This window comes from Candidatus Paraluminiphilus aquimaris, assembly GCF_026230195.1.
Taxonomy (GTDB): Bacteria; Pseudomonadota; Gammaproteobacteria; order Pseudomonadales; family Halieaceae; genus Luminiphilus; species Luminiphilus aquimaris.
On the sequence record NZ_CP036501.1, the window covers coordinates 646,408 to 658,867 of the forward strand.

Annotated in this window: 10 protein-coding genes; 7 read left to right on the forward strand and 3 right to left on the reverse strand. The window is 53.4% G+C overall.

From position 1 onward, the window contains the following. Positions 1 to 81: 81 nt before the first annotated feature. Positions 82 to 1,104, forward strand: coding sequence for a GGDEF domain-containing protein (locus tag E0F26_RS02920; protein WP_279242550.1), 1,023 nt, complete (start codon positions 82 to 84; stop codon positions 1,102 to 1,104). Then, on the forward strand, positions 1,105 to 1,995 hold the full coding sequence (locus E0F26_RS02925; protein WP_279242551.1) for a DUF6279 family lipoprotein: 891 nt from the start codon (positions 1,105 to 1,107) through the stop codon (positions 1,993 to 1,995). On the opposite strand, the gene ilvD is transcribed toward E0F26_RS02925, so the two are convergent. Genes ilvD through E0F26_RS02940 form a run of 3 tightly spaced genes read right to left on the reverse strand, consistent with a single transcriptional unit; the run spans position 1,975 to position 5,325 of the window. Next, entirely contained in the window at positions 1,975 to 3,813 is a 1,839-nt protein-coding gene (ilvD, locus tag E0F26_RS02930; RefSeq protein WP_279242552.1) for a dihydroxy-acid dehydratase, read from the reverse strand. The two genes, E0F26_RS02925 and ilvD, sit on opposite strands and share 21 nt — an antisense overlap. A 28-nt stretch (positions 3,814 to 3,841) precedes the next feature. Beyond that, positions 3,842 to 5,098 carry an amino-acid N-acetyltransferase gene (gene argA / locus E0F26_RS02935; protein WP_279242553.1) on the reverse strand — a complete coding sequence of 419 codons (1,257 nt, stop codon included), beginning with the start codon at positions 5,096 to 5,098 and terminating at the stop codon, positions 3,842 to 3,844. Between the two features lie 17 nt (positions 5,099 to 5,115). Next, positions 5,116 to 5,325 carry a hypothetical protein gene (locus E0F26_RS02940; protein WP_279242554.1) on the reverse strand — a complete coding sequence of 70 codons (210 nt, stop codon included), beginning with the start codon at positions 5,323 to 5,325 and terminating at the stop codon, positions 5,116 to 5,118. Between the two features lie 216 nt (positions 5,326 to 5,541). On the opposite strand from E0F26_RS02940, the gene glnE reads away from it, so the two are divergent. The 5 genes from glnE (at position 5,542) to E0F26_RS02965 (ending at position 12,452) form a co-directional block, all read left to right on the forward strand. Beyond that, positions 5,542 to 8,346, forward strand: coding sequence for a bifunctional [glutamate--ammonia ligase]-adenylyl-L-tyrosine phosphorylase/[glutamate--ammonia-ligase] adenylyltransferase (glnE, locus tag E0F26_RS02945; protein WP_279242555.1), 2,805 nt, complete (start codon positions 5,542 to 5,544; stop codon positions 8,344 to 8,346). A gap of 41 nt (positions 8,347 to 8,387) precedes the next feature. Continuing rightward, positions 8,388 to 9,317 (forward strand): branched-chain amino acid transaminase, encoded by a 930-nt coding sequence (locus E0F26_RS02950; RefSeq protein ID WP_279242556.1) that lies wholly within the window; start codon positions 8,388 to 8,390, stop codon positions 9,315 to 9,317. A gap of 109 nt (positions 9,318 to 9,426) precedes the next feature. Beyond that, positions 9,427 to 10,263, forward strand: a complete 837-nt coding sequence (locus tag E0F26_RS02955) for an alpha/beta hydrolase (protein WP_279242557.1) — start codon at positions 9,427 to 9,429, stop codon at positions 10,261 to 10,263. 174 nt (positions 10,264 to 10,437) lie between these two features. Beyond that, complete coding sequence (locus E0F26_RS02960; RefSeq protein ID WP_279242558.1) at positions 10,438 to 11,715, forward strand: glycosyltransferase family 4 protein; 1,278 nt, start codon at positions 10,438 to 10,440, stop codon at positions 11,713 to 11,715. Further along, entirely contained in the window at positions 11,709 to 12,452 is a 744-nt protein-coding gene (locus tag E0F26_RS02965) for a class I SAM-dependent methyltransferase (protein ID WP_279242559.1), read from the forward strand. The genes E0F26_RS02960 and E0F26_RS02965 overlap by 7 nt, the downstream gene beginning before the upstream one ends. The last annotated feature ends 8 nt before the right edge of the window (positions 12,453 to 12,460 follow it).

Consider the following 12,460-nt stretch of genomic DNA (forward strand, 5'->3'; position numbering starts at 1 on the left):
TGCTGCGGCATACTTCTGGTAAAGGATGCGCTATATTTTTGATCTTACGGCAAAACCAAAAGCCTCGGGGATAGATGCTAGATGCGAAATCTCTTTACTAAAAAAGTGACAGAAGGCCGCGTTGCAAGCGCTAAGTCGTATCAATCTTTGCCGTTGGATAGTATTGAAGTCCGCGATCTCACGCGATCATCGGTACTCTATTTATCCGCCTTTATAACGGCCGGGGGATTTCTAAATATTACCCGGCGAGGAGAGCCACATATCGAGATGTGGTTGTCGCTCATTCTTGCCACCCTTACCCTTTTTTTCGTGTGGCAAGTACGTTCAACATCGCGGCACATGATTGCGAGCCTCCATTTATTGATGTCGATTATGGTGTTTAACATCAGTGTGCAGGTTGTTCACGGTATTCACTACCAATTGATGTGTGTCCTACCATTTTATTTAATTTGGATAGGGTTGTTGCCTACGCTTGCGGTGGCCGCAGGCGCGTTCGCTGTCACTGCATTGACAGTGCTACTAGCTGCTGAGAACCCCCTCATTCCGGAAAATGTGATGTTGGCGGTTTCTTCGGGCATTGTAGTCCACTTCGCAAAAGAGCAGATGCGTCGTCAAACACAGCTAGCGGCAAGTGACGCTCTTACCGGCGCCTTGAATCGGCGTTATTTACTCACACAATTAAGTGCAAGGCGTGCCGAGTTTCTTCGCACTAATCGCATATCAAGTTTAGTGCTGATCGATGTGGATGGTTTAAAGACAATTAATGATAATTTTGGTCACAGGGCTGGTGATGATGCACTGAAATCCTTCGCCGAAATTACCCGTCAACGTGTTCGCGGCTCGGACCTTTTGTTTCGCATAGGCGGGGATGAGTTTGCATTGATTCTTGCGGATGCGAAACCGCATGACGCCTTGAAGGTATCAAATGATATTCGGCATTTGCTAAGGGAGCATTTATCAGACGATAAGGCCCACTTTTCGGTTTCTTTTGGTGTGTGCGCTGTCGACGAATCTAGCTCGCCAGACGATTGGCTTGAACGGGCCGACGAGGCGCTTTACGAGGCAAAAAAGGGCGGCGGTGATATTGCTCGAATGGCAGCCTGAATGCTTTTGCTTAGAGGGCCGCGCTGTCGCTTACTGATATTTTCGCTCGTTTGCACACTTACCCTTGCGAGCTGCTCTGCAAACCGCCTGCTGTATAACCGCGCTGATACCTTTATTCGCTGGGCGGCGGATGATTACGTCACACTAACACGAGACCAACAAGCAGCGTTTGATTCGCGGCTCGATGAGTTCTTGCGTTGGCATCGCAGTGAAGAGCTACCGCACTATCGCGATTTTATTGTTAACGCATTGGCAACGCTTGAAGAGGGCGTAACGCTTGAGGAGGCGGTCGTCATTTCAGAGGAAATAGACTTGGCGGCGGATCGCTTTCAAGCGCGGTTTATTGAGTTATTGCTCGCGACTGGCGAGGACCTCTCGGATGAGCAGATACAAGCATTTTTAGACGTGCTTGATGAGAGTCAAGCCAAGTATGCCGAGGACCGATTGGTCAGGAACGAGGAGACCTATTACGCGGACTCAGCTAAGACAATGACGGATTTGGTTAAGCGCTTGATGGGGCGGTTAAACACAGCGCAGAAGGGAGATATAAGCCTGCGAAGCAAGCAGCTTATGCGTCTTGACCGTCTTTGGCACGACGACCGTGCACGCTGGGGCAGCGAATTGAGGCGGTTACTCGAAACGAAAAGTCCTGGCTGGCAGGATGAAGTGCGAAAGCTCGGAGAGACACGGTCTGAGGCGCGAATTCCTGACTACGTGGCGGGGATCGAGCACAACGGAGAAGTCATACTGTCACTGCTGGTCGACGTCATTAATTCGCGCACAGATCGGCAAGACCGCCGGATGCGACGGTTTTTAAAAGGCCTTATCGATGATATTGATGCGCTAACAAGCGCGTCGGTTGCCGAGCGCTTAGTCGTCGAGCAGGGATAGATCTCTCACCGCGCCTCTGTCAGCACTGGTTACCGTCTTCGCGTAGAACTTCAGTGCGGGACTCACTTTTCGCGGTCGGCTTTTGACTGGCTTGAAGCCTGTCGCCGCCTGGACGTCACGGCGTGCATCGAGCTCTTCCTGATCAAGCTGAACGTTAATTGTGCGATTCGGGATATCGATCAAGATTCGGTCCCCATTGTTCACTAGGGCAATTGCACCCCCTGCGGCAGCTTCTGGCGACACGTGACCGATTGACAGTCCAGAGGTGCCCCCAGAAAAACGACCGTCCGTAATCAGTGCGCAGGCTTTGCCCAGGCCCTTCGATTTTATGTAGCTCGTGGGATAGAGCATTTCCTGCATGCCAGGGCCACCACGCGGACCTTCATACCGTACGATAACCACATCGCCGGCCTTTACGCGGTCTTCGAGAATATCGGCCACTGCATCCTCTTGGCTCTCACAAACGTGCGCCCTACCCTCAAAAACGAGGAGCTCGTCTTCAACGCCGGCGGTTTTAACGACACAGCCGTCCTCAGCGATGTTGCCAAACAGTACGGCTAAGCCGCCTTCTTCAGAGTAGGCATGTTCCGCTGAGCGAATACAGCCCCCTTCACGATCTAAGTCGAGTGCCGGCCAACGTGTTGATTGACTGAACGCTTCCTGCGTTGGAATACCCGCTGGTCCTGCTTTAAAGCGTTCAAGAGCGACCGCGTTATCGGTGGTGGTGATGTCCCAATTTCTAATGGCTTCTCCAATACTCGGACTGTGAACTGTATTGCAGTCGCTGTTGAGCTTTCCTGATCGTGAGAGCTCGCCCAAAATGGCGAGAACACCCCCTGCGCGATGGACATCCTCCATGTGATAGAGGGGGGTGCTCGGCGCCACTTTGCACAGCTGGGGCACGTTGCGCGAAAGCGCGTCGATGTCGGTCATCGTGAAATCGAGCTCGGCTTCTTGCGCGGCAGCTAATAAATGCAAAATGGTATTGGTCGAGCCGCCCATGGCAATGTCGAGACACATCGCATTCTCAAAAGCGGCACGATTGGCAATATTTCGTGGAAGTACGGAGGCGTCGTCTTCGATGTAATAACGTCGAGTGAGATCAACGACCACTCGGCCCGCTTCTAAAAACAGCGCCTTTCTGTCGGCGTGGGTGGCCAGCAAAGAACCGTTACCCGGTAAACTAAGTCCGAGCGCCTCGGTCAGGCAGTTCATAGAGTTTGCAGTGAACATGCCTGAACAGGAGCCACATGTGGGGCAGGCAGAACGCTCATAAGCCTCAACTTTTGCATCGTCCGCACTGCTGTCGGCTGCGATAACCATCGCATCTACGAGGTCGAGTTTATGCTCTGAAAGCGCTGTTTTGCCCGCTTCCATGGGTCCGCCTGACACGAAGACCACGGGAATGTTGAGACGCATGGCGGCGTTTAACATCCCGGGCGTAATCTTGTCGCAGTTTGAGATACAGACCATGGCATCCGCGCAATGCGCATTCACCATGTACTCAACCGAGTCCGCAATAATGTCACGCGATGGCAGGCTGTAGAGCATACCGTCGTGCCCCATGGCAATGCCGTCATCGACTGCGATGGTGTTGAACTCTTTGGCAACGCCTCCGGCATTTTCGATTTCGCGCGCGACCAGCTGTCCTAGGTCCTTTAGGTGAACGTGGCCCGGTACAAACTGAGTGAACGAGTTCACGACGGCAATAATCGGCTTTTCGAAATCGTCGTCCTTCATGCCTGTCGCGCGCCAAAGCGCTCGCGCTCCGGCCATATTCCGGCCGGCGGTGGAGGTTCTGGAACGATACTCGGGCATGGTGTTTCTCCTGTGGTCGCGAACGGCGCTATTGAGTCGCGCGTATCAGCGTATTCGAATTTCGGTCTCTGGACGATTTCGCTTGCTCGGCGGGCGGCAGTGCATCCCCGTCGATGGGTTTAAAGCCTAACTCCCGGAACCAGTGTCCCGTTTGAGTAGTACGCACATACACCTGCTTGAGGTCCAGTTCGCGTGCATTTTCGACGAGTTTTTCAATAAGGCGTTCACCGTGCCCTGACTCCCGGTAATCGGGATGGGTTGCGACACAGGCAATCTCACCGATCGCATCCGTCATATTTGGATGAAGCGCCGCGCAGGCGATAACGCGACTGTCCTTTGTAATGACGGTGAAGCACTCAAGGTCTTTTGCAATTTGCTCGTTGGGGCGGTCAGCGAGAATCCCCTCTTGCTGTAGCGGCCTTATAAGCTCAAGAATGCCCGCTAAGTCATGGTTTTGCGCGGTAACTATTTGTTCGTACTCATCAGAGGAAACCAGCGTACCCGCACCGTCATGCGTATAAAGCTCCTTGATTAAGCCACCGTCACAGCTGTAACTGACAAGATGAACCCTTTGAACACCCGCATCACAGGCATCACAGGCTAGCCTGATGTTCTCATCCATACCTGCCGGTGCTGAAGCGATGCATCCGCGCGCGGCATCCACGGTAAGCTGTCGCGCTAAATCGCCATCGGCCGTTGTAACGCCCTCGTGCGCAGACATGACAATTAGCTTTTCGGCGGAGAGGCTTCGACTGACCACTCGCATAAGCTCGAGTGCATTAACAGCGAATACGTCACCTGCGGCGGAGTGGCCGATTGTAGAGAGCAAGCAAATGGCGGCGCCGTCGAGTGCATGTGTAACGCCTGCGACATCAACCTGCCGGACAATGCCCAGCGCGCCGTGATCGATGCCCTGCAATACACCTGCGGGGCGAGCGGTTACGAAATTGCCGCTGATGACACGTAGCTTCGCGTTGTGCAGAGGTGAATTAGGCAGACCCATCGAGAACATGCGCTCTATTTGGCTGCGCTCTAGCGAAATGGCACCGAGCAAAGCGCTCATGGCGTCATGCGTTAAGGGTGCATTCTCGAGCGCGTCGTGTTCGTGAATGATCACCAGTCGCATGCCAAGCGAATGCATCAGTGCAAGGTCGTGTACAACGTTGATGAAGTTTTCACTGGAAACCGCACCAGCCCTGAGTCCAACAACCACCGTTGTACCTCGGTGCGTATTGATATAGGGCGCGGTATTTCGGAACCAATCAATGGTGTCTGTATTACTCATCCGGCGGCGTGCCCCAATTACCCTAACAAGGCGTTAAGTGAGAGATAAAAGCCGATCAATAGAACGGGGGGCATAAAAGTGACCTGCTTCAAGTCGACTGCGCCTGAACCGATCCATGACATCACCGCGTTCTGCCCACTCTTGGCGCCGCAACTCCACGCCAGAAAGCCGCCGAGGCCCAGCACTAGAAATAGTATGATCGAGCTGTTCGCGGCGAGCACTGCCATGTTGTCGTCCTACGGGGCTACATAATTCAAGGTTAATGAGCATTTTTGCAGGGCTATTGCGGTCAATTCACCCATGAAACCTGCAAGCCGGGTGAAGTATATTCGGAGTTAGTTTTTGTTCATACCCTTTGTGCTTTATACCGGTTCAGCGTAAAGGTGTGTGTAGAGAAGCTCTGCAAGCGTGCAGGCGATAGAGAGGGGCCAGCGAGGGGACTGATGTCAGGGCAAGACCAGCTAGAACTGTTTGCTAACCGACTGGGCAATGAGCGTTATCAACGTCTCGTTTTATCGCTTGATGGTTGCGCAGCAGAGGGCGCGACAAATCGCCTTCTAAGGGGTAGCGAATTTTTCCGCACCCTTGCTGAACGTCAGATTGACTGGTTAGAGCATGAGGCCGATTTTAGTCAGCCCTCGATCGATACACTGCTAGCGGCCACCCTTGCTGACAATCTCAAGAGCCAGGATGAAGCGAGCGTCATTAAAGCCCTTCGCGTACTTCGGCAAAGGGCAATGCTGCATACCGTGTGGCGAAGTTTTACGAGTCCAAACGGTCTTGACGAGACACTCGACTCAATGACCAAGCTTGCAGATTTTGTCATTCGCTGCGCAGTCGATTACGCGGAGCACGCAGTGAGTAAACGCTACGGGCATGCGGTGGGAGACGATACAGGTGCACCCCAAAAACTGATCGTCGTTGGTATGGGGAAGCTTGGCGGCCGCGAGCTCAATCTATCGTCCGATATCGACATTATGTTTATTTATGACGAGACGGGGTCGACACAGGGAGGCCGCACAAGCACGAGTAATCAGGAGTATTTCACCCGGATTGCTCAGCTTGTCATTCGGCTCATTGACGCGGTGACTGTCGATGGGCGCGTGTTCCGAGTCGATACGCGGTTGAGGCCGTTTGGCGACAGCGGTGCACTGGTGGCGAGCTACGGGTCGCTCGAAAATTATTATCAGCAACACGGTCGCGACTGGGAGCGTTATGCCCTGTTAAAGTCCCGTTGTATCACGGGTCCTTCGGAGCAGGCGGCGCCTTTTCAGCGTTTGGCAAGCCAGTTCGTCTATCGGCGCTACACTGACTTTGGCGTGATTGATGGTCTTCGTACGATGAAGGCACTGATCGATGCCGAGCGCATCACAAAGGGACTGGTCAATGACGTAAAACGCGGCCCTGGCGGGATCCGAGAGGCTGAGTTCATCGTTCAATCGCATCAGCTGGTGCGCGGTGGCCGAATCCCCAGTGTTCAAAAAGTAAGCTTCAAGGAGTCAGTTGCGGCGCTTTCGAGCGAAGAATGTATACCCTCAGACGTCGCCGAGTGCTTACGGGTGAATTACCGTTATCTGCGGCAGCTTGAGCACGGGATTCAGGCGCTGAGAGATGAGCAAACGCACACCTTGCCCTCTAGACCACAGGATCAAGGCGCACTCTGCGAGCTTCTCGATTATGAGGATTGGCAGACACTGGCGACAGCCACTGAAGCGAGTCGACGAGCCATCGCGGTTGAGTTTGAAGCGCTACTTCGTGACTCAAGTGAACAGGCTGATCTCATTTTAGGCCTGGACTCCGAGACACCCACCTTAGATACAACGGCTGTCAGGGCGTTATCGCTGAGATCAGAAGGGGTGGTCCTTGATGTACTAGAGACGTTTATCGCTGAATCGCGCTTTCGAATTATGGACACGGAGGCTACGCACCGCCTGCAAAAGGTCCTCCCTCTCTTGGTCAAGGAGGCAGATCAACACGCTCAACCAGCCGATGCGCTGACGCGTATTCTCTCCATTGTTACGGTCATCTTTAAGCGAAGTGCCTACCTGTCATTGTTGGCAGAAAACCCCCAAGCGCGAGAGCGATTCGTCGGCCTAGTGGCGCGAAGTCCGTCAATTGCAGCCAAACTCCGTGAAGCGCCCGAGCTTTTGGACGAGCTACTATTCCCTAAGCGGTTATTCACAGTGCCGAGCAAGGAAGATATTCGTGAACAATTGGACGCGCTGACGACGTATGTCGATCCTGATGACCTAGAGGCTGTGATGCAGCACCTGCGCCGCCTAAAGGATGCAATCACCTTTCGAGTCGCTGTTAGTGAGCTTGAGGGTTCGATTCCCCTCATGAAGGTCAGTGATAATCTAAGTTTTCTTGCAGAGGTCATTGTAGAGCGCGCGGTAGCCGTGGCTTACCGCGATCTTGTCAAAAAATACGGCGAACCGGCTAACGGTGCAGCGTTTTGTGTCCTCGCTTACGGCAAGTTAGGCGGAATTGAGCTGAGCTATGAGTCGGATCTTGACCTTGTCTTTATTGCTTCAGGCGAAGAGGGTGTAACCACGGGTGCAAAGGCGGTCGATCATCAGCGTTTCTTCACTCGACTTGCGCAGCGTGTCATTCATATTTTGTCCACTAATATGATGGGCGGACGCTTGTACGAGGTCGATTTGCGACTTCGCCCCAATGGCGACTCTGGCTTATTGGTCACCTCGCTTCCTGCACTTAAAAAGTATTTAGAGACCGACGCCTGGACGTGGGAGCATCAAGCACTGGTTCGTGCGCGCGTCATTGCCGGCGGACCAACGCTGGTAGACGCGGTTGAAGCGCTTCGTGTGACGGTTCTTTCGCAACGACGTGACAACAGCTCGCTTGTGCACGATGTGACATCGATGCGACAAAAAATGCGCGATCACCAAGGGGATGTCGGGTCCAAGTCCAAGCGAACCGATCTGAAATACGCTCGGGGTGGTATTGTCGATATTGAATTTGTGGTCCAATACCTTGTGCTCAATCACGCTGCCACGCGCCCGGAAATCTGTCGCTGGTCAGATGTCATCCGTATTGTGGATGAACTCGAGGTTGCGGGTATTTTGAGCGAAGATAATGCTAATAGTTTGCGAGATGCTTATTTACAATTAAGAGCTGCAACGCATCGCATTGCCATGTCCTATGATACACAGGACGATCTCGCTCAGGCCGTCGAGTCAATGGCACGAGCGAAGGCTGCCTGCGCAGACTTGTTGCCGAATTTATAATGCGCGACGTTTTGGCCGCGCGGTGGATGTAAGGGATTTCTATGGATCTGTCTAAGCTGACTGGATCAATTTGGTTGGACGGCGAGCTTGTGCCTTGGGAAGAGGCGAAAGTTCATGTGCTCACACACACGTTTCACTACGGGTTAGGTGTTTTTGAGGGTGTTCGAGCCTATGCAACGCAAGACCAGGGCACGTGTATTTTTCGACTAAAAGAGCACACCGATCGCCTGTTCCGCTCGGCGAAAATTTTGCAAATGGATATGCCCTTTGACAAAGCAACGCTTAATGAAGCGCAGCGCGAAGTTGTCAGGGTGAATAATCTCGATGAAGCCTATCTTAGGCCTATGTGTTTTCTGGGCTCTGAGGGGATGGGGCTGCGAGCGGACAATCTAAAGACGCACGTGATGATTGCCGCCTGGTCATGGCCCTCTTACATGGACCCCGAGGCGAGAGACCGCGGCATTCGGGTAAGGACGTCGAGTTACACGCGGCATCACGTCAACATCACGATGTGTAAAGCCAAGGCCAACGGCAATTACATCAATTCGATTCTTGCGCTGCGAGAGGCGCTCGACGCCGGCTGCGAAGAAGCCTTGATGCTTGATAACGAAGGATATGTCGCTGAGGGAAGCGGAGAGAATGTCTTCGTAGTGCGAGATGGAAAAATCTATACGCCTGAACTGACGTCGTGCCTCGAGGGGATTACACGAGACAGCATTTTCCGCATTGCGGCTGATTTGGGGTACGAAATTAAGGAGCGTCGCATTACGCGCGATGAGTTTTACGTCGCTGATGAGGCTTTCTTTACCGGTACGGCCGCCGAAGTCGTTCCGATCCGCGAGTTAGACGGTCGAGCAATTGGCACAGGCTCCCGTGGCCCACTGACACAAAAGCTACAAGCAATTTACTTTGATACGGTTCGTGGTCAAGAGACGCAATATGGTGACTGGCTGACTGCCGTAAGCGAATAAGTAAAAAAGAAACACTCAAAGTGACGTGAGGCCTGCACGGCAGTGGTGTGTCACAAACGGCGTATCACAACCGGCGCATCACAAACGGCGCATCACATAAGGGGCGAGGATGGATAAGGTAACGGGTGAGCTGAGTAGCGGTCTGTTCTATCGATTCTGGCCGGCCACGGGCCAGGCCGATTCGGTTGTGCTTATAAGCCACGGCTTGGGTGAGCACTCGGGGCGATACGAACATGTTGCCGCCGCCTTTAATGCGGCTGGCTTTAGTGTCTTTGCGCTGGATCACCTTGGTCACGGACATTCCCCAGGCAAGCGTGCCTTTATCAATCGATTTACCGACTTAACCGAGGGCGTCTCGGAGCTGCGTGCCCACATTGCAAAAGAGATGCCCGCCTTGCCGGTTTTCCTCGTAGGACACAGTTTGGGCGGCCTGATTGCAGCCAGTGTGGTGTTAAGCGCTGAGCAAGACTACGAGGGGCTTATCATGACGGGGCCAGCTCTGGGTGTTCCCACCCCACCCCCTTCGTGGCAGGTACTCCTTTTGCGAGTCTTTAGTGCCCTGACACCAGGCTTGAAAGCGCTTGAGCTTGATGCCAACGCCATTTGTAGAGATCAAGCAGTCGTGGAGGCGTACGTTGCGGACCCGCTTGTGCATCATCAAAACATCCCCGCGCGGATGGTCGTGTCTTTATTTGACGAAGGTGCGAGCGTCATGTCCCGTGCACAAGACATCAGCCTCCCCGTGCTGTTACTTCATGGCGAAGCCGATCAACTGACATCCTCCGCTGCGTCTCAGGAATTTGTGGAGACACTCGGATCGAGTGATAAACAATGCACGATCTACGAGGGGATGTATCACGAGCTGTTTAACGAGCCAGAACAAGACGAAATTCTTAGTCGGTGCTGCGAGTGGATCTCCAAACACCTGACGAAAGGTCAGCCATAAAGTCTTGAAGGCAATGTTTAGATGCCGGACTTGGCGAGTGGTTTTAAAAGTGAAAGCGAACGTAGATAAAACGACAGAGCGCTGGTTGTTCAAAGGTTTATCTTGCAGAAGCCCTTGTTGTGTCGGGAAAGCTGTATTGGCATACTCCGTGCCAAATTTAGTGGTTACCTTTGCGTGAACTCTCCCTTACCTCATAGCGCCACTGCGTCACCGGGCGGCGCCTTAAAGCCCCTGCGCATTGCCTTGTTAGGTTATCGTTCTGCGCCCCACTCCGGCGGGCAAGGGGTTTATCTCAATTACCTCTCTCGGTATTTGCGCAAGCGAGGCCACAGTGTCACGGTTATATCAGGCCCGCCCTATCCCGAATTGGATGACGACATTGCGTTAGTAAAGCTCGATAGCCTCGATTTGTACGAGCACGGACTGGGTTCGGTGAGGCTTCGGCATTTTTTTTCGCGCCTTGAACGCATTGAGTGGTTCAGCAAATTGACCGGTGGTTTCGCGGAACCCTATACCTTTGGTGAGCGAGTAAAACGGTGGTTCATTGGTCGCGAACAAGACTTCGATATCATCCACGACAATCAAACCATTGCCGATGGTGTTCTCGATCTTCAAGCTCGAGGCCTGCCACTTGTTACGACAATCCATCATCCGATTACCCGCGACTATCGTGTGGCGCTTGAGGCGGAACCTAAGTGGTACATGCGGTTATTGATACATCGCTGGCATAGCTTCTTACTGATGCAAAAGCGCGTAGCGCCACAGTTAAAGTCGGTGGTCACGGTGTCGAGCGCATCAGCCACTGACATCTGTACGGACTTCGGTGTCTCGCCCGAGGCAATCTCTGTTATGCATTTAGGCGTCGATACGACGTTGTTTCGCCCCGCGCCGCAGACAACGCGAGAGCCCCATCGCCTTATGACAACGGCTTCTGCTGACGCACCCTTAAAGGGTCTTTCTTATCTCTTAAAAGCCATGGCGTTACTCAGACCTGAGTACCCTGAAATGAAGCTGACGTTAGTGGGTCGCCCTAAACCCGATGGCGAGACGCAGCGGCTTATTGACTCCCTTGGGCTTGCCGACTGCATTGAATGTTGTAAAGGCATCAGTCATGAGGAGATGGTTGAGAAATATGCCTTCGCAAGTGTGGCGGTTGTACCCTCTATTTATGAGGGATTTGGCCTGCCCGCAGTCGAGGCAATGGCGTGTGGCGTGCCCCTTGTCTCCACCAGCGGCGGGGCCTTAGCTGAGGTGGTATCTGATGCGGCTCTGGTTGTGTCGCCGGGTGACAGCGATGCCCTCGCTCAACAAATTCGCAGATTATTTGACGACCAGTCGCTCAGAGCTGAGTATGCGGCTCGGGGGCTCGAGCGAGTTGAACGGCATTTTTGCTGGGAGCGCTGTGCTGAGCGCATGGAAGCGTATTACCGAGAGCGCATTGCCTCATGTTAACCGTCGATTTCGATTACTTTGACCTGAAGAGCGGCCATGTCCTTGTGGACCTTGGTTGCGGTGAGGGTAGGCACTCACTTACCGCTCATAGAGCAGAGGGTGTGACGGTCCTAGGTTTCGATCTCGCTTATACGGACTTGCAAACGGCGCAATCGCGTATCGCTGATATGGCGCCCTACCACCCTGCGGGCGACGTACATTTTATCCAGGCTAACGGGATGACACTTCCTCTTGCGGATAACTCGGTTGACCGGCTTGTTTGTTCCGAGGTTTTGGAGCACATCCCTAATTACATCAGCTTCATCGAAGAGATTGACCGCGTGCTGAAACCCGACGGGAAGTTGTGTGTCACAGTGCCACGGGCTTGGCCTGAGAAAATCTGTTGGCTCCTCAGTAAGGACTACCCTAAAACCCCCGGCGGTCACATACGTATCTTCAATGCCACGCACCTTCAGCGTGAAATCGAGCGCTATGGGTTTGAAGGCGTTCGGCGGCACGGCGCTCATGCGCTGCACGCGCCTTACTGGTGGTTGAAGTGTTTGTTTTGGCATGCAGAACAGGAGCCGTGGTTGCTGCGGGCTTATCATCAATTCCTCGTTTGGGATTTAATGAAGCGACCGTTGCTTACTCGGCTGCTCGACGCGGTTATGAACCCGTGGATGGGTAAGAGTGTTGCGCTTTACTTCGATCGACAACAGGTTGATATGTTGGCGGCCGAAAACTCGGATGTGAGGTAGTTTCTTGC

Excerpts from the sequence above, each read along its gene's own strand:
- E0F26_RS02920 (WP_279242550.1), top strand. The coding sequence starts at position 82 with ATGCGAAATCTCTTTACTAAAAAAGTGACAGAAGGCCGCGTTGCAAGC.
- E0F26_RS02925 (WP_279242551.1), top strand. The coding sequence starts at position 1,105 with ATGCTTTTGCTTAGAGGGCCGCGCTGTCGCTTACTGATATTTTCGCTC.
- ilvD (WP_279242552.1), bottom strand. The coding sequence starts at position 3,813 with ATGCCCGAGTATCGTTCCAGAACCTCCACCGCCGGCCGGAATATGGCC.
- argA (WP_279242553.1), bottom strand. The coding sequence starts at position 5,098 with ATGAGTAATACAGACACCATTGATTGGTTCCGAAATACCGCGCCCTAT.
- E0F26_RS02940 (WP_279242554.1), bottom strand. The coding sequence starts at position 5,325 with ATGGCAGTGCTCGCCGCGAACAGCTCGATCATACTATTTCTAGTGCTG.
- glnE (WP_279242555.1), top strand. The coding sequence starts at position 5,542 with ATGTCAGGGCAAGACCAGCTAGAACTGTTTGCTAACCGACTGGGCAAT.
- E0F26_RS02950 (WP_279242556.1), top strand. The coding sequence starts at position 8,388 with ATGGATCTGTCTAAGCTGACTGGATCAATTTGGTTGGACGGCGAGCTT.
- E0F26_RS02955 (WP_279242557.1), top strand. The coding sequence starts at position 9,427 with ATGGATAAGGTAACGGGTGAGCTGAGTAGCGGTCTGTTCTATCGATTC.
- E0F26_RS02965 (WP_279242559.1), top strand. The coding sequence starts at position 11,709 with ATGTTAACCGTCGATTTCGATTACTTTGACCTGAAGAGCGGCCATGTC.